Below are 19312 nucleotides of genomic sequence, written 5' to 3'. Positions count from 1 at the left end.
GATGCGCCGGTCGAGGCGCCGATCGTGGTCAGCGAACCGCTGACCGCCGTGATCGGCACATACGTCACGAACACCCCCAAAACGGCCAGCGTGATGGTCAACGCGACGGTCCGCGTGCTGGGAGCGCCAACCTCTGCGCCTTGCCGCTGAGAGTGCGCGGGGGCGATTCGTCCCGCTCTACTTGCGTTCGTGGCCATAAGGTCCCTTCACCTTCATTATCTGAACGTGAAGGTAAATTTATCACGACGTTGAGATTCTTCAAGCTGCTATATTTGTGGGCATGTCCACAGCAAGCGCTCGACGCGACCGGGTCGACTCGATGCTGGCGTTCCTCGCCACGCTTGAGCCCGAGCGTGATGCCTCCGCGAAGGCGATCGCCTGGCGACTGCGGCGGGCCGCCCGCCAGTTGGACACCGAGGTACGCCGGCGGCTAGCCCCACTCGGCATGGAGCTGTGGGAGCTGGAGATCCTCAGCGGACTGCGCCGCGCGGGCGGCACGCTGACCGTCGGCGAACTGCTGGACGTGGCTCAGCTCACCTCCGGCGCGATCACCAACCGCGTCCGCTGCCTCGAGCGCAACGGCTACGTCCGACGCGACGTCGACCCCGCTGACCGCCGCCAGGTTCTCGTGACGCTCACCCTCAGTGGCCTCGAACGCCAGCAACAAGCGGTCGAGGCCAACGATGTCGCGGAACAGGAAGTCTTCGCCGCCATCGACCCCGCCCTGCAGCAGCGGCTGAGCGGCGACCTGCGTGAACTGCTACTCGCCATCGAAGGACCAGACCCCAACGCCTGAGGCCTGTCAGCACCACCCCGGCCGGGCCGTGCCGACGGCCACACGTCCTCGACGCCTGGTCGACGCGGGATACGCGAGCGACCCGCTCACATGGACGTTCGTAGCGTTGACGGTAGGAGGCCGGCTGTTTGTCTAGGCCGTTTCCCCTCTACTTTACGGCGTGGTTCCCTCGCTTCGGTCACCGAGCAGCGCGGAGCGAGGCGCCATCGTCGAGCTGCGTTGCGTGGTGGGTGATGGAACCGGCGCTACGGCGCGGGCGACACCCTGCTGCCCGGGCCTTCGAGTGGGATCTTGACCAGCAGCGTGGTGCCGTTGCCAGCGGGGCTGCTGACCTGCAGAGTGCCGCCGAGCGCTTCGATTCGATCGCTGAGCCCGAGCAGTCCGGACCCCTGGCCGAGGTCGGCTCCGCCTATGCCGTCGTCGCGGATCGCCAGTTGCAAGGTCGCGTCGTGGGTGTCGACTTCGACGTGCACGACGGATGCGTGCGCGTGTTTGGCGGCGTTGGTCAATGCTTCTGACACCACGTAGTACGCGGCGACCTCGACTGGCTCTGGCAGCCGTCGCTCGGTGTGCAGGTCCAGCTCGACCGGTACCGCAGAACGGAGCCGTAGCGCTTTGAGTGCCGGCTTCAGTCCGCCCTCGGACAGGATCGCGGGGTGAATGCCGTGGGAGATCTCGCGCAACTCGTCGAACACGCTGCTGAGCCCGTCGGCGACGCGCGCCAACGCACCTTCGAGCTCGCCGAGCTGCGGGGGCACCGTCGCCTGCGCCGCGCGCAGCTCCAGACCGAGCGAGACGAGCTGCTGTTGGATGCCGTCGTGCAGATCGCGCTCGATCCGCCTACGCGTCTGATCGGCGGTGGCGACGATCCGCGCCCGCGAGGCCATCAGCTCGGCGCGGCTCTGCGCGTTCGCGATCGCGGTCGCCATCAGCTCGGTGAAGTTGGCCAGGCGCGCCTCGATGTCCGCCGGCAGCGGCTGCTCCGGCGTCCCGCCCGCGATCAGCAGACCCCAGAGGCGCCCCTCGACGATGACCGGCGCCCCGACGCCTGAGCCGATCCCCTCCGGCCGGACTGCACCAATCGGGCCGGAGACATCGGCAAGGTTGAGCCGGGCCGGACGGCCGGTCTCGAAAACGAGCGTGCCGAGGTTCTTCCCGCCAAGGCCCCACCGGCTGCCGACAGGGAAGCTGTCGCCTGCCAAGCCCGAGCCGGCCACGATGGTCAACGTGCCGTCCGGCTCATAGCGACCCATGGCCACGTATTCGACCGAAAACAGCCTACCGGTCTCCTCGACAACGGCCGCGAACAACTCCTCCGGCGGCACCCCGCGCGCCACCAGCGTCGCGACCCGCCGCAACGCCGCCTGCTCCTCGGCCAGCACGCGCAACTGTTCACCGCTCAACCGCGCTCGCCATCCCCTCGCGACCGCGCGCCACACGCACAAGCGCCGCCACCGGCAGAGTGCGGCCGTCGTGCCCGACCCAACGCGGTTCACCTGCTGTTCGCCGACCCGTCCCGGCCTCCACAAGCACAGTTCAGCAGGCATCACCGACTCCCACAAGCGCGCGCAAGAACGAGCGCTCATCGGCATGAGCGTGCGGATTGCGGCAGAAGCGCGCGGCAAGTGAGGCGTCGCGGAACGACTCGTTACGTGTCGTACGTGAGTCCGTTCCAGGGTTCGTAGGACGCGATGAAGTCCGGGTCGGTGCCGGCCGCTGGATGGGCGGCCTGGCGGTGGGCGAGGGGCAAAGCGATCGCGCCCGGGAGCTGTACCAGCAGTCCCTCGACATCCGCGACCGCCTGGCCGAGACCGAGCCCGGCAACACCACCTACCAGCGCGACCTGGCGGTTGCAGCCGAGCTAGGCAACGCGGAGACGGAGCCTCGACAGCGCAGGGCAGTGACATCCCGTCCAGCTTGCGAGCGAACGTCCATCGTCTAAAGACGGCCGAGCAGGTGTGCTTCCCCCTCACCTCGGTCGGCCAGTCAACAGTGGTCCGGCGCACACAGGGCACTGCCGTGTAGCGGCTCAACTCAGCGACCGCGCCGACCTACCGGCCGCTCGTCGCGGCCGGCGCCCGGGCTGAGCAACTCAGCGTGGGAACGCTGTGGGAACAAAGAGGGGTCGATCCGAGTCAACTGGAGTCAAGATCGGCCGAACTGGTGTTGCCTGGTTATGCCTGGAGGGGCGCATGTCGGTGGGGTGCGCCGGTTTCCTAAACCGTGCGGGCGCAGGTTCGAATCCTGCCGGGGGCACCTTGTGATTTCTCAGGACATCGGCACAGCCCCGAACCGCCCCTCCGGGTTCGGGGCTTGTTGCTTTTGGGGGCCGGCGGGGGGCCTGTCCGGAACATTTTCGTCTGGTGGCAGTGATCCTCCGGAAAGGCGTGCTTCGCGCCGGCGACAGTACGACGAGTTCAGCCTTCGCAGACTCGGGCGTTTATGGGCAGGCGGCGGCGTCGTACGGGGTTCGCGGCGGCTCGATCAGGCCAGGCTGGACAAGCCGCTGGCGGAACAGGATCCGTTCAAGGTGGACACCTAGGCCTGGAGCGTGGGTTGGGGCCGGTCCGGGAGGACCGGCCCCAACTGGTGGGGGGTGTCAGCCGTTGGCGAGGGTGAAGCTTTCTACGCCGCAGGCGGAGCTGGTCGGGTTGTTGTTGGCGTCGCCGCTGTAGCTGACCTGCCAGCGCCAGGTACCGAGCGTGCTTGCGACGAACGTCGTGTTGGTCGTGCTGTACGTGCCGTTGCCGCTCACGGTCACCGTCTGCGTGAGCGCAGGCGCGCCGGCGCACGTGGCCGCGGCTGGGTTGTACAGGTTGAAGGTGATCGTGCCGGTCGCGTTGAGCGCTCCGGAGATCGTGGCGTCGTCATTCGGGATCAGGTTCGGCGCCGTGGTCATGGCCGGCTGCTTCTTTGTGACGACGAGATGCTCGCTGGTGCAGACGCTCGTCGCAGCGTTGTTGTTGGCGTCGCCGCTGTAGGCCGCCTGCCAGTAGAAGTCACCAGCCGCGTTGAAGGTGATCGCGTTGGAGTCGGGTACGTCGCCGTTCGTCACCGTGACCGTGCCTGCGCTCTGCGCGCCGGTCGAGCAGGCGGTGTCGGTGTAGACGGTGTAGGTCACCGTTCCACCGGCGTTCGCCGTCGCACCGGTCAGCGTCGCCGAGTCGTGTACAGTACCGCCGACCTCGACGGTTTCGGCCGACAAGGTGGTCGCGATCGACGGCGACTTCTTCGTCACGACCAGATGCTCGCTGGTGCAGACACTGGTGGCCGCGTCGTTGTTGGCGTCACCGCTGTACGCCGCCTGCCAGTAGAAGTCACCAGTCTGGTTGAAGGTGATCGCGTTGGAGTCGGGTACGACGCCATTCGTCACCGTGACCGTACCTGCGCTCTGTGCACCGGTCGAGCAGGCCGTGTCGGTGTAGACGGTGTAGGTCACCGTTCCGCCGGCGTTCGCCGTCGCACCGGTCAGAGCCGCCGAGTCGTGCACAGTACCGCCGACCTGGATCGTTTCGGCCGACAGTGTGGTCGCGATCGACGGATGCGCGTTGATGTGGTTGGTGTAGGTGCAGTCGACCACGCCGTCAGGTGCCATCACGATGTTGGTGGTCGCACTGCTGGTCGTGTAGCTGGTGCCTGAGCCGGTCGCCGTACACGCCAGACTCTTCAGCGTCCAGCCGTCCGGCAGGGTCGACTCGGTCACGCTGTAGTTGCCGGGCTGAACCTGAGTCGCGTCACTGTAGGTCCGCGATTGCCCGTTCGACAGCGAGAACGTCGACGGGGTGAGTCCGCCGGTGGTGGTGTAACCGAAGCTGGCGTCGCCGTTCTCGGTCACCTTCCGGATGATGATCTTGCCGCAGTTGGAGATGTTCACCGGCTGCGGTGCGACGAAGTCCTTGACCTCGGCCGGGAACGACGCCGACGAGCGGCTCTTCAGGAACGCACTGCCGAACGCCGTGCACTGGCCGGCCGGGAAGATCCCCGCCGCAGTCATGTTGATCGACGCCTCGCCGAACTCCCCTGCGGGCAGGCTCACGTTCGCGATCGGGTCCGCGACCGTGACACTGTTGACCGCGCCTTCGGCGAAGCCGGCAGCACTGAGGTCGACCCGGTTACCCCAACATGGCAGGGAGTTCGCGGAGAAGCACTGGCTGGTCGCGCCAGTGGTGACCCACTTGAGCAGGCCGAGCACCGGGTTGCCGCTACCGCCGAAGTCGAACGTGATGAGCAGATCACCGGAGCTTCTGTTGAGCGTCTTCTGCCCGGTCGTGGTGAGGTTCGGCTGCGCCAGCTTGTTGATCTCGAAGTCCATGTTGGCGGAGCCGAGAACATTCGAGCGCTCCCAGGCCAGGTAGAGGAAGTTGCTGCCACCAGCACCTTCGTTCCCGACGTAGAACCGGGTCAGGTCGCTCTTCTGCGGCGGGATCGACCCGGTCACCACCGATACGTTCGGGTCGTCTTCCTTGCTGCCCTGACCGAACGCATTGTCGCCGGAGCCACTGGCCAGGTCGTCACCACGGACGCGATTGATCGAGGTGGACACCCAGTCCTTGTTGCCTGTCGTGTTGACGACGAGGTTGCCGTCGTTGCCCTCGAAGGTACTGCCGGGCAGGTTCGCGTTGGCCGAGGCCCCGATGGCCAGGAGCAACGCCGTACCGGTCAAGATCACCAGGGGCCGCCGGAACCGCCGGAGCGCATGCGGCTTGCTTCGCTTGTTCACTGTTTGCCTTCCGAAAGTTGGAACACGCTGTGTGGGGTCGTGTCCGGAGACGGTGAGCAGGCATGTCGTCGAACGACCACCGGGCAGACGTTCGCGGCGCGCGATCGCGGCGCGATGTCGGCCCCGAGCGGTGGGAGGAAGCGCAGCTGCCCTACCAGTCAAGACGCGGCTTCGTCACCCGGCCGTCGGGCCGGGCGTCGATCCCTGAGTCTCAAGCTCCCGCCCGCAGAGCGGGCGGAGCTGACCTCGCCGATGCGCCGGCGGATCGCGTCCGACCGGTCCGGCCGGCGCGCGCGACAATCCATCCATGGTTCCCCCTGGCCCCGGAACGTCGCCAGCATCCGGGTCCCCACCCCTGGCTACGCTCCGCTGTGATGTCTCCGCCTGCGTAAGGGCAACCCCCAGCATCACAGTTACGAGGCGTAATGAACGTACACCCGGACTCGCCACCCAGCAACCCCCGGAATGTTCCCTACGGTGGCCTTCCTGCCGTACGGGATCAAGACTCAATCCTGTGGCTACACGGGGATTCCAAGACCGGACGCGGCGCGACCGTTGCACCGGGCAACGTGCGGGGGTTGACCTGCGCGGCGCATCACGTTGCGTTAGAAACTGTTGCATCCGTGTCCGCCGAGGTAAGGCTCTGCCACGTCCCTGCACGTTGTCGTCGGTGCCGGTCCGGCGACCGCCCAGTTGCTCGCCGGTCGGGGCGATCAGGTCCGCGTGATCGGGCGGATCCGCACCGCAGAGGTCCCTGGCTTGGACTACCTCGGCGCGAGCGCCGTCTCGCCGTTCATCGTGATGGTGCTGCCCAAGGTGATCAAAGGCAGTCGCGGTACGGCGCCGGCCGACCTGGACGCGCCGCACAGTTGGACATAGGTCGGTGATGTCGCGCGCACGTTGATCGCGGTCGCCTCGGACGAGAGCGCCTGGGGTCGCCCGTGGCACGTGCCCACACCGGAGCCCGTGTCGATCCGAGCCCTCGCCACCCGCGCGGGCGAACTCGCAGGCGCAGCAGGCGGCGGCCGGTGTGCGGCGGTTCAGGGACCGGTCGGCGCGAAGGTACCGGCCCGGTCCCGCGGCGACGCGGCTAGGACGTGGCAGGGGTGGCGGCTTGGTGGGCCTCGTCGAGATCGTCGTCGGACACTGTGTGCGACTCCGTCGTACCGCCCAGCTCCGTCAGCTTGGCCGAGACGGCGTCCGCTTCGCTCACCGGCGCCAGCACCCCGACGGCGGCCTTGCCATCAGTGAGCTCGGATCCGAGACGTTCACGGTCGGCCTTGTCCATGCCGAGGCCCTTGTGGTGCAGCGCACCGGCAAGTCCACCGCCGACCACTCCGACAGCGAGGCCGACCGGGGTGAACAAGGCCAGCGCCAGACCGATGCCGGCCCCCTTGCCAGTGCTGCGTTTGCCTACCTTCTCGGTCTTGACCTCACCCTTCTCGTTGAGGACGAGAACGCCGATCGCATCATGGCTGGCGAGCCCGGAGTCCTTGAGGGTCTGCGCCGCGGAATCCGCCGCGGCCTCGTTCGCGAACACTGCCAATACAACGGTCTTGTTTCCCATGGGATTTCCTCGATAGGTGGCATGTCGCAGAGCCGCGACATACCCGTTCTAGTACGCCGGCCAGACGCACCGCCTCACCCCCGACGGACGATCCCGGACACGGAGGCGCGGCCTACCGTCGTTTAGACCACCATCGGCAGCCACCACCAGGACTCTGGTCACGCCGGGCGGTCCTGCCGACCGAATATCGGCAGACCGGTAGTCCGCGCGCCCGCATCCCGACAGGGGCATGCCGTAGTTCACTGGAGTGAGACATACCTGCATTCATTCATCGTTCACGTCGCGTTTCCGGGGAGCCGAGGGTGGCGGATGAGTTCGTGGTCGACGAGGCGGTCGGGCCGTCGTGCGTCGAAGTGCTGACCGACGCGTTGCCGGTGCGCGTCGACGTCCACCACACCGAGCGCAGAGTCTGGTTCGACACGCATGACTGGCGGCTGTTCCGGGCAGGGCTGCTGCTCGAGCACCACCTGCGGAAGCGCGAGTCGTGGCTCGTGCTGAGCGACCTCGAAGGGCAGCAGATCTCCCGACAGCCGACCAGCCGTACAGCGGTCACCGCGCACTCCCTTCCGGACGGTGTGACGCGAGACCGCGTCCTCGAACTGATCGGTGTGCGGGCGCTGCTGCCGCGCGTAGTCGCGAGCGGTCCGGTTCAAGTGCTCTCGGTGCTCGGCCCCGACGAGAAGACCGTCGCCCGGATCGTCGTCGAAGGTCCCACAACAGTCCGGGACGGCACGCCCGTCGGCCTGCGGGCTAGGATCGAGTCTCTCCGCGGCTACGACAAGGACGCGGCCAAGGTGTGCCGGACGCTGGACGCGATCCCCGGGTTCGGGCCGGCCAAGGAGCCGCTCTTCGAGTCGGTCCTCCGGGCCGCCGGTCTCCATCCGCGCAGCTTCCGGTCGAAGCCCGACCTGGAGTTCACCCCGCGGATCCCGGCCACCCAGGCGTTGGCCGGCACGCTCACGCAACTACGAGAGATCGTCCTCGACAATGTCGAGGGCACGCTTCGCCAACTGGACACCGAGTTCCTCCACAATCTGCGTGTCACGGTGCGCCGTACCCGAGCCGTGCTGAAGTTCGCGCACGGAACGATCGACGAGGACATCCGGGCGAGGTACGCCGTCGAGCTCAAGTGGCTCGCCGATCAGACCTCGTTGAGCCGTGATCTCGACGTGTACCTGCTCGGCTTCGACGACCTGGTCAGCCAGGTGTCCGCATCGAGCGAGCTCGAACCGTTCCGCGAGCAGCTCACGCGGCACTGCACAAGGGCGCACGCCGTACTCAACCGCGCACTGCGGTCCGAACGATTCGCCGCGCTGCTCGACGGATGGCAATGTGAGCTGACGGTCCCGGGGCCTGTCGAGCGCCCGGTGATCGAGGTCGCCGACGAACTGCTGAGCCGCGCTTGGAAGCGAGTCGCCAAGCGCGGCGACGCCATCACCGACGCCTCTCCGGCGGAAGCCGTGCACGACCTGCGCAAGCGCTGCAAGGAGCTGCGCTACCTGCTCGAGTTCTTTGGCAGCTTGTACGGCGCCGACGCCCGAAGCGAGGCCGTGAGTGAGCTCAAGCTCCTGCAGGACATCCTCGGCGAGTTCCAGGACGCCGAGGCCCAACGCATCAGCGTCCACCACTACGGCGTCGAACTCGCCAAGGCCGGGACGCCCCCGGCGACGCTGATGGCGATGGGTCGCCTCGAACACCACCTGCAGCTCCGTCAGGACGCCGCTCGTGCCGAGGTGGCGGACCGCTGGCATCGGTTCAACCGGACACACAACCAGCGTCTCTACGCAAGGATGGTGACCAGCCGATGAGGATCGTCGCGTCGTACAGCATCAAGGGCGGTGTCGGGAAGACGACCGCGGCGGCGAACGTGGCCTGGCTGGCCGCCGAGAGCGGACACCGGGTCCTGTTGTGGGACCTGGATCCGCAGGGCGGTGCGACGTACCTGTTCCGGATCCGGCCCAAGGTCAAGGGCGGCGGCGAGGCGCTCGTCTCCGGCAAGCGTGACCTCCGCGACGCCGTCAAAGCCAGTGACTTCGACAACCTCGACCTGCTGCCGTCCGACTTCTCCTACCGCAACCTCGACCTGCTGCTGGACGCGCAGAAGAAGCCGACCCGCCGCCTCGGCCGGCTCCTCGACAGCATGGCCGACGAGTACGACGTCGTCGTACTCGACTGTGCGCCGAGCGTGTCGCTCGTGTCCGAGGGCATCGTGCGCGCCGCGGACCTGGTCCTCGCTCCGCTGGTGCCCGCTCCCCTGTCGGTGCGCACGCTCGACCAGCTGCGGTCGTTCATCGCCGAGGCCAAGGGGCCTGCGCCGGACCTGCTCGCGTTCCTGTCCATGGTCGACCGCCGTCGCCGGCTGCACCGCGACCTGTCCGAGCAACTCCCGAAGGAAAACCATGACGTCGCGGGCACCACGATCCCAATGGCCTCGGTCGTCGAGCAGATGGGCGTACGCCGCGCCCCGGTGGTGGCCTGGGCCCGCACCTCCCCGGCGTCGGTCGCCTACCGCAGCCTGTGGGACGAAGCCAGGCTACTTGCGAAGGTATGAGCCCCCGTTGAGGTCGAGCACGGTCCCTGCCGCGAAATCGGCCTCTGGGGACGCCAGGTAGACGATCGCCGCCATGTCGGTGACGGTCCAGCCCGGGGCGATCGCCGTCACTCGTTGTTCTACTCGGAGGCGGGTGGAACAGCAGGCGGGTACGGGCCGAGGTTTCCTGAGCGGAAACCCGGGTTCGGTAGCGTTGTCCTGCATGGACAACGACCTGGCGAACCTCGGGCAGGAGATCCGCCGTCTGCGCAAGCGGCGCAACATGACCCTCGATGCCCTCGCGGGCCAGGCTGGCATCACCAAGGGCTACCTGTCCAAGATCGAGAACGGCAACACGAACCTCGAACGCCGCAAGACCATCAAGGCAATCGCCGATGCGCTCCGGGTCAGCATCGCCGACCTGACCGGTGACCACTTCATCGCCGACCGCGCCAACAGCGACGCACACGCCGCGATTCCGGATATCCGCATCGCGCTGATGGCAACAACCCTTGACCTACCGACCGGCAAGCCGAGCCGAACCATCGATGAGCTGAGCCTTGAGACCCAGCGGCTCGCGGAGGCACGGATCAACTGTCAGGACTCCCTCGTAGGGCACGCTCTCGCCCCGCTCCTGACCGACCTGCACGCAACCGCCATCAGCGACAACCGCCTACCGGCCCTTCAATCACTCGTCCAAGCCACCAACTCGACGGCCCACTTCCTCAAGAACCTCGGAGCCGTCGATCTCGCCTGGGTCGCGGCCGAACGGGGCCTCCAGGCGGCACAGATCCTCGAAGACCCGGTGTACCTGGCTGCCGCCGACTATGCGCGGGCACAGGCCCTGATCGGGCTCGGCGCGTACGACCGCGCCGACACCATCGCTCGCGGCGCCGTCTCGATGGTGACACCGGACTGTTCCCCGGGCTCGGCCGGCGGGAGCGGGAAATACTCGACCTGATCGCCGCCGGTGTGGGCAACGCCGAGATCGCGAAGCGTCTCAGCCTGAGCCCGAAGACGGTGCGCAACAACGTATCGAGCGTCTTCGCGAAGCTGCAGGTCGCCGACCGCGCGCAGGCGATAGTCCGAGCCCGCACTGCTGGTTTCGGGCTGCAACCCGGCAACCAGCAGTAACGGTGTGGGGTCAGCCTCGAACCCTCATTGGGTTCGGGGTTTGTGTTTTCCCCCAAATGGTCGAGTGGTCAGGGCGGGAGTTCTTCTGGACGATGTTCAACCGACACAGCTCCGGTCTCAAGACTGCGCGCGGGCCTCCAAGGCCAGACTGTTGCGGTTCCGACTCTGGCGCAGCATGATGCTGAGGTTTCGACGTGTTGGGCGAACGCAAAGGGGCGAGCAGCGATGAGAACTCGACTTCTGGCGGCCGTGGCGGCGACCGCCCTGGCGGCCGCAGCAGCGGCGAGCCCTGCGTCGGCGCTGGCGACGCGCAATCTCACGACCGAGGCGCAATCTGCGGTCCCGACGTTTGTCAATGGCCTTGCGCAAGCCGTCTTCTCGACCAACCCCGCCGACTGGTACAGCGGTGAGGTGTGGGTCCAAGCGTCGTTCGACAGTGACAAGGACGGCAAGCTCGACCGGATCCACGCCGACTTCACCGCGCCGCGGGAGGTCCTCACCGACGGCCTGAAGGTGCCGGTCGTCTTCGAGGACAGCCCGTACTACGCGGGAACGGCGTCGGAGTACAGCAACTGGGCTGTCGACCACGAGCTCGGCGCACCTCCGGCGACGCGGCCGGCGACACCGCTCTGGTCAGCCTTCAACACCAGCCCCACGATCAGTACCAGATACGAGTCGACCTGGGTGCCGCGCGGCTTCGCCGTCGTCCACGCTGAGTCACCGGGTACCGGCCACTCCGACGGTTGCCCGACCTCGGGTGGCACGAACGAGACCCTGGCCGCCAAGGCTGTGATCGACTGGCTCAACGGCCGGACGGCCGCGTACACGACGCGCAATGGCGACACTCCGGCGGCCGCGGCCTGGACGACCGGCAAGGTCGGCATGATCGGCACGTCCTACAACGGGACCATCCCGGAGGCCGTGGCGACGACAGGGGTCGAGGGCCTCGAGGCCATCGTGCCGATCTCGGCCATCTCCGACTGGTACGACTACTACCGCGCCAACGGCATGGTGCGGGCGCCACACTCGTCGTCCAACCCGACGGGCAACAACAACGCGTTCCAGGGTGAGGATCTCGACGTACTGGCGGACGTCGTGTACTCACGTCTCGACGAGGCCGGGCCGCGCACGATCTGTCAGCCCGAGATCGACTACCTCAAGGCGCACATCGATCGAGCCACCGGCAACCGCAGTGGGTTCTGGCAGGAGCGCAACTACATGAAGGACGTCGACAACGTCCACGCCGCGACCCTGCTTGCCCATGGCAACAACGACTTCAACGTCATGACGAAGAACGCGGCGCAGTTCTACGCCGCGCTCAAGAAGCGCGACGTACCGCACATGTTCTACTTCCACCAGGGCGGTCATGGCGGAATGCCGCCTGACGTGCTGATCAACTACTGGTTCACTCGCTACCTGTACGGCGTACAGAACGGCGTCGAGTCGCTGCCGCGCTCCTGGGTTGTTCGCGAGGCCGCGTCCTGCCCACCTCGCCAGACGACGGTTGCCGGCGATCAGTCGAACGCCGCGACGCTGACGGTCGCGGACTCCAGCCCGTTCGGGATCGGCTTCGTGCTGACGGTCCCGCAAACGAACCTTGACGGCACGATCACGAACACGACGCGCCTGATCACGGACATCCCGGACGCCACGCACGTGGTACTGGCTTCAGCGGTGGCCACCGGGACCGGCCAGAAGGTCGCTGACGGCACAGTCGTCAGCCTCGTCTGCGGCAATGCCAACCCGACCCCGTACGCCGAATGGCCGGACCCCACATCGAGCGAGGTCGCGCTGCACCTCACACCCGGGGCTCCGTTGCGCGGCGGTCTGACGATCGCACCACCGGTCGCGACGAGCGTGACGGAGATGCTGACCGACGACGCGTCGATCGCCGGGCTCACCTCAGCGAACACGGCCTCCTCGAACGTGCGCCTGATCTACCAGACGGCGCCACTCACGCAGCCCGTCCGCATCAGCGGAACGCCGACAGTCTCGCTGCAGTTGGCGTTCAGCAAGTCGAGAGCGAATCTGACCGCGGCGCTGGTGAGCTATTCACCGGCAGGCAACGGCACGATCCTGACGCGGGGCTGGATCGACCCTGCCAATCGCAACTCCGATTGGGCCGACGCCCCGATCAAGCCGGGCCGAATGTACGGGATCGATGTCGACCTGCAGCCGAAGGACACCGTCGTGCCGGCCGGGAATCGGCTCGCGCTAATGGTCATTTCCAGCGATCGCGACTTCACGATCCGGCCGCCGGGCGGGACGCAGCTGACCCTTGACCTGGCCCGCAGCTCGCTCACGGTCCCGGTGGTCGGCGGCTCGGTAGCGCTGGCCGGCGCCATCGGCTGAGAAGGCGAGGCCTACTGCCCTGCGCGAGCACGCCGGGCCGCCTGCCTGGCGGACCTCAGTGGTTCCGGGGTCCGGCGCCCGGCGAGTGATGCCTCGACGACCCGGACGGCGACATCCAGATCGGTCCGCCAGGCGGGGTGCACGACCAGCGGCCGGGTTCCTCGTCTGGTTCGGAGCCAGGTCGCGACTTGGTCGGTGCCAATGGTCAGCGGTGAAGTCGCCCCGGCCTCGTCCGCGGGCCAGGCCCCGGTGGCCAGCAACGGGCGGTGTGTCACACCCACTGTGGGCAAGTCGAGCGCCGCCCCGAGGTGCACAGCCAGCCCGGCCCGCCGCGGGTGGTCACCTCCGGTCGCATCCAGGAGCAGTACCTCCGGCCAGGGCGCAATGCGCCGCACGACGTCCTCGAGCTGCGGGCCGAGCCGCAGGGCCAGCATCCCGGGCACGTACGGACCTGACGCGCAGCCGCCGACCACCCGCTGCCCGACAATGCGACCAGCGTCAACGACGACCGCGGCGGCCCACATCGGATCGCCCGCAGCCCCAGGGCCCGCCAGCCCACGACGAAAGCAGACCCAGCAGCCGCCCACGAGGTAGCTAGCCGGTGGCATCCAGAGCGCTGGTGTCTCCCCTGCGAGCCTGTTCTGCAGGGAGGCGAGCTCAGCCGGATCCGTCGGCCACAACCTAGGTCCTCCTCACTCATGCAGGTTAGCGCCGCACGAGTCCCGCGACAGCCTGGGAGACCCGTCGTCGCTGGCCGCCCGCCGTGCAGCAGCGAGGCGCCGCGACAATGCTCGGCCTGTCACGGCTGCCTGGTCAGGTTTCGGGGCTCTCGGCCGGCCAGCAACCAGGTGGCTCCCGCGGCGACCAGCGGCACGCCGATAACGGTGACCGCTAGTTCGACGACCGGCACCCGCTTGAGCAGACCGATGTCCTCGGCCAGGATCGCGGCCACGGACAGGTACGCGACGCCGACGCCGAGGATCGCGCCGAGCAGGGCGAGCCCGAGGGCGGTGGTGGCGGCCAGGGTGCGGCGGACACCGCGGTTGGCGCCGGTCGCGGTGAGCGTGCGCAGGTCGCGTGCCGCTTCGCCGCGGATCAGGCCCACCGTCATGGCGAGCACCCCGAGGGCCAGCACCGCTCCGGCCGTCATTGCCGTCGCCCGTATCTGCGCCTGTGGTGGGCCGGTGTCGCGCGACTCGACGACTAGACCGTTGTCGAGGGCCAGGTCGCGGGCCGCGGCGAGCTGCGCTGTGGTCAGCGGCCGGTCCGTTTCGATCAGCCAGCCGACCCGCACGGCCGTCAAGCCGTGGCGCCGGAGGGCCCCCGGGGTAAGCAGCCCATCGGGCAGTGACTGGTAGGCCGGACGGCGCAGCGGCGCCGATGCCGCCCGGGTGTCGTCTCTGCCCCCGGTGAGTGACAGGTCGTCGGCGCGGTGCGGGGTGAGCACCTCGGTACCCGGGCCTATCGCGGCGGGACCGAGGCCGTAGTAGCGCAGGAGCTCGGGGGTGGCGACATAGAGGTTCGCGGACACGTCGAGCGGCCACGGGGCTTGGTTCGGATCGCCGGACCGGTTTGGTTTTGTCAGGAACGCCGGCAGCCGTCCGGGCGGGCCGCCATCGGAGTCGAGTATGACCGCCTCGTCCGCGCGTACCGCCGCATCCAGTGGGACCAGCGTCGGGCCGCGCAGCGTGGCAGCGAACCGGCCGACCGACGCGTCGATGGCCGCGATCTGGGCCGGTGTCCGGTCCGGGATGAGAGCTCCGACACGCCCGTAGGCGCGGTCGGTAACCGTGATGAGCAACTGCCGGTCAGACAGGTTGCCTTCGGCAGCGGTCGGTGCGCCGGCCGCCACGGCGATGACGACGATGGCGGCCACCGCGAGGCCGAGGCTGATCGCGGCCAGCGCCGCCCCTGAGCGGGCTTGATGGCGAGCCAGGTCACGCAGGGCGAGCCGGGCGGCAACCGGCAGCCGGGCACCGGCCCGGGCCAGCCCTCGGATCGCCAGCGGGGCCAGCAGCGGCAGCCCGGCGAGCGTGGCGGCGCTACCGGCCACGACGAGTGCCGCGTTGTCCGAACCCAACCGCAGGCAGGCCGCACCGGCGGCCAGGAGGAGCAGGCCAAGGACGGCCCAGCGGCGGGCCGGCCGAGGGCGCGGCGGGCGCTCGGAGAGGGCCTGGGTGATCGGGATGCGGGCAGCCGCCCGCGCGGGCCACCAAGCGGCCGCGGTGGCGGTGACCACAGCCAGCAGCAGGCACGCACCGATCAGCCACCAAGGCAGGCTGAACGCTTCGATGCGATGCCCCACGGCCGGTTCCAGCCGAGGGATCGCCACTATCCACAATGCGGCAGCGACCACCGTGCCGAACACCGCAGCGGCGATGCCGGCCAAGGCGCCGGCGGCAAGCATGACCAGACGGACGTGCCGTTCCGTTGCCCCGGTCGCGGCGAGCATGCCGAACTGTCGCATCCGGCGCTGAGCCATCGTGATGAACGCGGACGCGGCGACCAGGCAAACCAGGAACATCGCCAGGACTACCAGAGCGAACGCGTACGTCGCGGCGGCGGTCCGTGCGTCGCCTTCGCGGGTCGCGATGGCCGCGCCGGTGCTCTTCTGATCCACGATGACTCGTGACGATGGTCCCAGGCTGAGGATCGTCACCGACTCCGGCGGGTCGGCCCCGGCCGGGGACACCAAAACGAACTCCGCGTTCAGATCGTGCGGGTTCTCGACCACACCGACCACCGACCACGTCCGGTCGGCCAGTGTCAGTTGTTCGCCGACGCGCAGCCGCATCAGGGCGGCCACCTCGTCGGTCGCCGCGGCCTCCCCGGCCGCCGCCGGATACCGGCCCGATACCAGGCGCAGCATCGCGGCGCCGTACGGGCCGTGCGGGTCCTGGGCCCGCACCTCGACCGGCCGGGTCAGGCCCGGGATCGTCGCTTTGCGGTGCCCGATCACGTCGACGGTGCCCAGCTGGGCCCGGGCGGAGGCGACCTGGGAGTTCAGTTCTTGGGGATCCGCTGCGCCGTACCGGATCAGCATGTCGGCCGTGCCGTACCTGGCATCGAGCGAGCCGGGGGTGTTGTACATGACCGAGACTCCCAGCAGCGCACCCGCGACGGTGAACGTGAGCAGAGCGATCACCAGCACCTGCTGGCGCCACTCGCGGCGGTACACCCGCCAGGCCCATCGGAGCACTGCCCGGCGGGCGGGCAGGCCCCCGTTGCGGGGCCGACTCACGGCTTCACCCCAGGAGTGAGCAGCGTCTCGGGGCCGGGGCGCGGGGTGGTCTGGTCGACCACCCGGCCATCGCGCAGGAACACCACACGGTCCGCCCATGACGCCAGCTGGGCGTCGTGGGTGACCACCACACCGGCCATGCCGTCGCGGCAGGCGGTGCGCAGCAGCCGCATCACCGCCTCGCCGCTGACCGAGTCCAGCGCGCCGGTCGGCTCGTCGGCGAGCAACAGGTGCCGTTCCCCCACGATCGCCCGGGCGATCGCGACCCGCTGGCTCTCTCCGCCGGACAGCTCGTCCGGGAATCGGTCGGTCCGCTCGGCGAGGTCCAGACGCGCCAGCGCCTCGATCGCGGCCGCGCGAGCCGACCTGACCCGTACCCCGTCCAGCTCCAGCGGCAGCGCGACGTTCTCCACCGCGCTGAGACCGGGGATCAGGTTGAAGTCCTGGAACACGTACCCGATCGACCGCCGCCGCAGCCGCGCCCGGTCGTTGCGCGACATTCGCGCAACGTCGCGGTCGCCGACGAGCACCTCACCGCTCGTTGGCTCCTCCAGCGTGCCGGCGATGGTCAACAGCGTGCTCTTGCCGGAGCCGCTCGGCCCCATCACCGCCACCAGCTCGCCGCCGCGAACCGACAGGTCGACCGTGCGCAGGGCGTGCACCTCGGCCGCGCCGGAACCGTACACCTTCGACACCGCGCGCAGCTCGAGCATCACCTCTCCCCCAGACGGATCCGCCGGCGGCGCGGCACGGTCGCGCCGCGGTTCGACGGCGGCCGATGCTTGAGGCGAGCGTCGGCGGCGTCGATCCAGCGCACAATCGCCTCGATCCGGAACAGCTCGGAGTCCACGACCAAGCCGAGTTCGACATCGTCAGGAGACATCTCGCCCTTGAGATGGGTGTAGTCCTGCATCGCCTCCACCATGTGGCGCCGGTGGACCTGGAGCAGCTCGGACACGTCGATCCCCGGCAGCCGCGCCGCGACAAGTACCTTCATCACGAGCTCGTCGCGTGGCGGCGGCACGACGTCGGGCGGTGTGCGCAGCCACGTGGCGAGCTCCTCGGCGCCATCCGGCGTAATCGAGAAGACGTTCTGCGGCCCGTCGGAGCCGTCGGACGCGACCAGCCCGTCGCGCTCAAGACGCTGCAGGGTCGTGTAAACCTGGCCGACGTTGAGCGGCCACACCTCGCCGGTGCGCGCCTCGAACTCCTGCCGCAGCTGCAACCCGTACTTGGAACCCTCGCTGAGCAAGGCCAACATCGCATGACGAACGCTCATATCCAGTATGATACTGCGTATTATACTGAGAGCAAGATCCCCAGCGTGACGCCGACGAGCGACGAGCGCACGCCCGATCCGGCGTGCCGGCCGCAGAGGGCGACGAACGATGCACCCTCGGCCCGCGTCAGGCGATGTTCGCTGGGCCTAACCGTGAGGCGCCCGGCGGACCTACTTCTGGCCGCCGCGGGACTTGCCGCGGTGCTGGTCGACACACTGCCCGAAGGCGCCCTGACGCCTGGGAACCTCTACCAGTTTGGGCATATCGAAGCGTGCAAGGTTGTGCTGTATCGGTCGGCAGACGACGATCTGATCATGGGGAGACTCCTATGCAGGATCGGCGTTCACCGGTGGGTCAAAAGGCGCAACCCCGAGGGCGGCGCGCACTACCTCGAGTGCGAACGCTGCCACAAGCAGAAGGACACCGTCACGCTCGGAGACAGCGGCGGCGGCTTCTGGGGTTGACAGCCGCTGGCTGACTGGATGAGCGTGCAGACCACGCCGCTCACCCAGCACCCCAGCGACCCGGCGCTTACCAGCAGTTGACGACGGGACGGTCATGAGCGAACAGGACCGCAAGGTCGCCATCATCACCGGAGGCTCTCGCGGCATCGGCGCCGGCGTCGTCGCCGAGTACCGGCGGCGAGGCTGGGCGGTCGTGGCCACCTCTCGCACGATCAGGCCCGCTGCCGACCCGGCCGTGGTCACCGTCGATGGAGACATCTCCGACCCCGCCACCACCGACCGGGTCATCAGCGGGGCGCTTGAGAGCTTCGGGCGCATCGACACCCTCATCAACAACGCCGGCGTCTTCATCTCCAAGCGGTTCACCGACTACACCGTCGACGACTACGCGTCGGCTGTCGGCATCAACCTCACCGGATTCTTCTGGCTGACCCAGCGCGCCATCGCCGAGATGCTCAAGCGAGGCAGCGGCCACATCGTCAACATCACCACCACCCTCGCCGAATACGCCAACTCCAGCACGCCGTCCGTCCTGACATCGCTCACCAAGGGCGGCCTCGTCTCGGCCACCAAGTCACTGGCCATCGAGTACGCCGGCCGCGGCATCCGGGTCAACGCGGTCTCGCCGGGCATCATCCAGACGCCGGAGCACGCACCGAAAACTTACGCCGCGCTCGCCGAACTCCACCCCCTCGGGCGTGTCGGCCAGGTCAGCGACATCGTCGAGGGCATCTTGTTCCTGGAGTCATCGCCCTTCATCACCGGTGAGATCCTGCACATCGACGGCGGCCAGATCGCCGGCCACTGACTTGTGGCTGGCGAGTGACCTGCTGCTTGGCACTGTGGGACCGGGACAGGCTTGCCTACCTCACCCTCACCATCACGTCCCCCCATCCGCGAACCCACCGCCAGCCACGCAGCCCCACGGTCTGACCCTCAGATCGAACGCAGCGCCGTCAGGTGGCGGCGCTTCTCGATGATGAGCGTGATGCCGAGGGCTGCTCCGCCGAGGGCGATGCCGCCCAGTGCACCGAGTGCGACCGAGGTGGTGTCCAGCCCGCTGTTCCGCTGCTCGACCGGCGGGAAGAGCTTGGCCTCGTCCTGCGGGTCGTAGCTCGGGTAGTTGGGCGGGCCCGGCTCAAACACGGCCGGCGTCGGGACGTATGGGTCTCTTGCCGGCAGGTCGATGGCGATCGCCGGCCCGGCGGTCACAGTCAGGGCCAGCAGC

General features: G+C 68.4%; 17 protein-coding genes and 1 tRNA gene. 9 read left to right on the top strand and 9 right to left on the bottom strand.

The features are described from left to right. Positions 1–280 precede the first annotated feature (280 nt). On the top strand, positions 281–796 hold the full coding sequence (locus tag EV644_RS38245) for a MarR family winged helix-turn-helix transcriptional regulator (protein WP_132195583.1): 516 nt from the start codon (positions 281–283) through the stop codon (positions 794–796). Positions 797–1041: 245 nt separating this feature from the next. Here EV644_RS38245 and EV644_RS44895 read toward each other — a convergent pair whose 3' ends face one another. Then, entirely contained in the window at positions 1042–2199 is a 1158-nt protein-coding gene (locus tag EV644_RS44895; protein ID WP_158293055.1) for a GAF domain-containing sensor histidine kinase, read from the bottom strand. Between the two features lie 784 nt (positions 2200–2983). Here EV644_RS44895 and EV644_RS38235 point away from each other — a divergent pair. After that, positions 2984–3049 (top strand) — tRNA-Arg (locus EV644_RS38235). A 346-nt stretch (positions 3050–3395) separates the two neighbouring features. Here EV644_RS38235 and EV644_RS38230 read toward each other — a convergent pair. Both EV644_RS38230 and EV644_RS38220 read right to left on the bottom strand, forming a co-directional pair. After that, the gene (locus EV644_RS38230; RefSeq protein WP_132195587.1) at positions 3396–5516 is read right to left on the bottom strand and encodes a prealbumin-like fold domain-containing protein; all 2121 of its coding nucleotides are present in this window, start codon (positions 5514–5516) and stop codon (positions 3396–3398) included. A gap of 1090 nt (positions 5517–6606) precedes the next feature. Next, on the bottom strand, positions 6607–7083 hold the full coding sequence (locus tag EV644_RS38220; RefSeq protein ID WP_132195589.1) for a DUF1269 domain-containing protein: 477 nt from the start codon (positions 7081–7083) through the stop codon (positions 6607–6609). A 302-nt stretch (positions 7084–7385) separates the two neighbouring features. Here EV644_RS38220 and EV644_RS38215 point away from each other — a divergent pair, with 302 nt between their 5' ends. Both EV644_RS38215 and EV644_RS38210 read left to right on the top strand, forming a co-directional pair. Then, entirely contained in the window at positions 7386–8891 is a 1506-nt protein-coding gene (locus EV644_RS38215; protein WP_158293054.1) for a CHAD domain-containing protein, read from the top strand. Beyond that, a complete protein-coding gene (locus tag EV644_RS38210; protein ID WP_132195593.1) occupies positions 8888–9634 on the top strand; it encodes a ParA family protein in 747 nt (248 codons plus the stop codon). The genes EV644_RS38215 and EV644_RS38210 overlap by 4 nt, the downstream gene beginning before the upstream one ends. Here EV644_RS38210 and EV644_RS47350 read toward each other — a convergent pair. After that, positions 9617–9745, bottom strand: a complete 129-nt coding sequence (locus tag EV644_RS47350) for a hypothetical protein (protein ID WP_255511450.1) — start codon at positions 9743–9745, stop codon at positions 9617–9619. The genes EV644_RS38210 and EV644_RS47350 overlap by 18 nt on opposite strands. 91 nt (positions 9746–9836) lie before the next feature. Between EV644_RS47350 and EV644_RS46855 the strand changes: the two genes are divergently transcribed. From EV644_RS46855 to EV644_RS38190, 3 genes are all read left to right on the top strand, one after another. Further along, a complete protein-coding gene (locus EV644_RS46855; RefSeq protein ID WP_158293053.1) occupies positions 9837–10574 on the top strand; it encodes a helix-turn-helix domain-containing protein in 738 nt (245 codons plus the stop codon). Between the two features lie 11 nt (positions 10575–10585). Next, positions 10586–10747, top strand: coding sequence for a response regulator transcription factor (locus EV644_RS46850; protein WP_369410595.1), 162 nt, complete (start codon positions 10586–10588; stop codon positions 10745–10747). A gap of 225 nt (positions 10748–10972) precedes the next feature. Beyond that, positions 10973–13099 (top strand): Xaa-Pro dipeptidyl-peptidase, encoded by a 2127-nt coding sequence (locus EV644_RS38190; protein WP_132195599.1) that lies wholly within the window; start codon positions 10973–10975, stop codon positions 13097–13099. 11 nt (positions 13100–13110) lie between these two features. On the opposite strand, the gene EV644_RS38185 is transcribed toward EV644_RS38190, so the two are convergent. The 4 genes from EV644_RS38185 to EV644_RS38170 form a co-directional block, all read right to left on the bottom strand. Continuing rightward, positions 13111–13623 carry an endonuclease V gene (locus EV644_RS38185; protein ID WP_241999330.1) on the bottom strand — a complete coding sequence of 171 codons (513 nt, stop codon included), beginning with the start codon at positions 13621–13623 and terminating at the stop codon, positions 13111–13113. A 275-nt stretch (positions 13624–13898) separates the two neighbouring features. Then, complete coding sequence (locus EV644_RS38180) at positions 13899–16340, bottom strand: FtsX-like permease family protein (RefSeq protein WP_158293052.1); 2442 nt, start codon at positions 16338–16340, stop codon at positions 13899–13901. Then, positions 16337–17053 (bottom strand): ABC transporter ATP-binding protein, encoded by a 717-nt coding sequence (locus EV644_RS38175; protein ID WP_132195603.1) that lies wholly within the window; start codon positions 17051–17053, stop codon positions 16337–16339. The genes EV644_RS38180 and EV644_RS38175 overlap by 4 nt, the downstream gene beginning before the upstream one ends. Continuing rightward, positions 17053–17619: a PadR family transcriptional regulator gene (locus EV644_RS38170; protein WP_132195605.1), complete on the bottom strand. Its 567-nt coding sequence runs from the start codon at positions 17617–17619 to the stop codon at positions 17053–17055. The genes EV644_RS38175 and EV644_RS38170 overlap by 1 nt, the downstream gene beginning before the upstream one ends. Here EV644_RS38170 and EV644_RS38165 point away from each other — a divergent pair. Next, positions 17605–18084, top strand: a complete 480-nt coding sequence (locus EV644_RS38165) for a hypothetical protein (RefSeq protein ID WP_132195607.1) — start codon at positions 17605–17607, stop codon at positions 18082–18084. The genes EV644_RS38170 and EV644_RS38165 overlap by 15 nt on opposite strands. Before the next feature lie 94 nt (positions 18085–18178). Continuing rightward, on the top strand, positions 18179–18892 hold the full coding sequence (locus tag EV644_RS38160; protein ID WP_132195609.1) for an SDR family NAD(P)-dependent oxidoreductase: 714 nt from the start codon (positions 18179–18181) through the stop codon (positions 18890–18892). Positions 18893–19020: 128 nt separating this feature from the next. Here the strand turns inward: EV644_RS38160 and EV644_RS38155 are convergent, their stop codons facing one another. Continuing rightward, a complete protein-coding gene (locus tag EV644_RS38155) occupies positions 19021–19296 on the bottom strand; it encodes a hypothetical protein (protein WP_158293051.1) in 276 nt (91 codons plus the stop codon). Positions 19297–19312 lie beyond the last annotated feature (16 nt).

The sequence above is a fragment of the Kribbella orskensis genome (assembly GCF_004342085.1).
GTDB classification, from domain to species: Bacteria; Actinomycetota; Actinomycetes; order Propionibacteriales; family Kribbellaceae; genus Kribbella; species Kribbella orskensis.
This window is presented reverse-complemented; position numbering and strand designations above follow the sequence as displayed.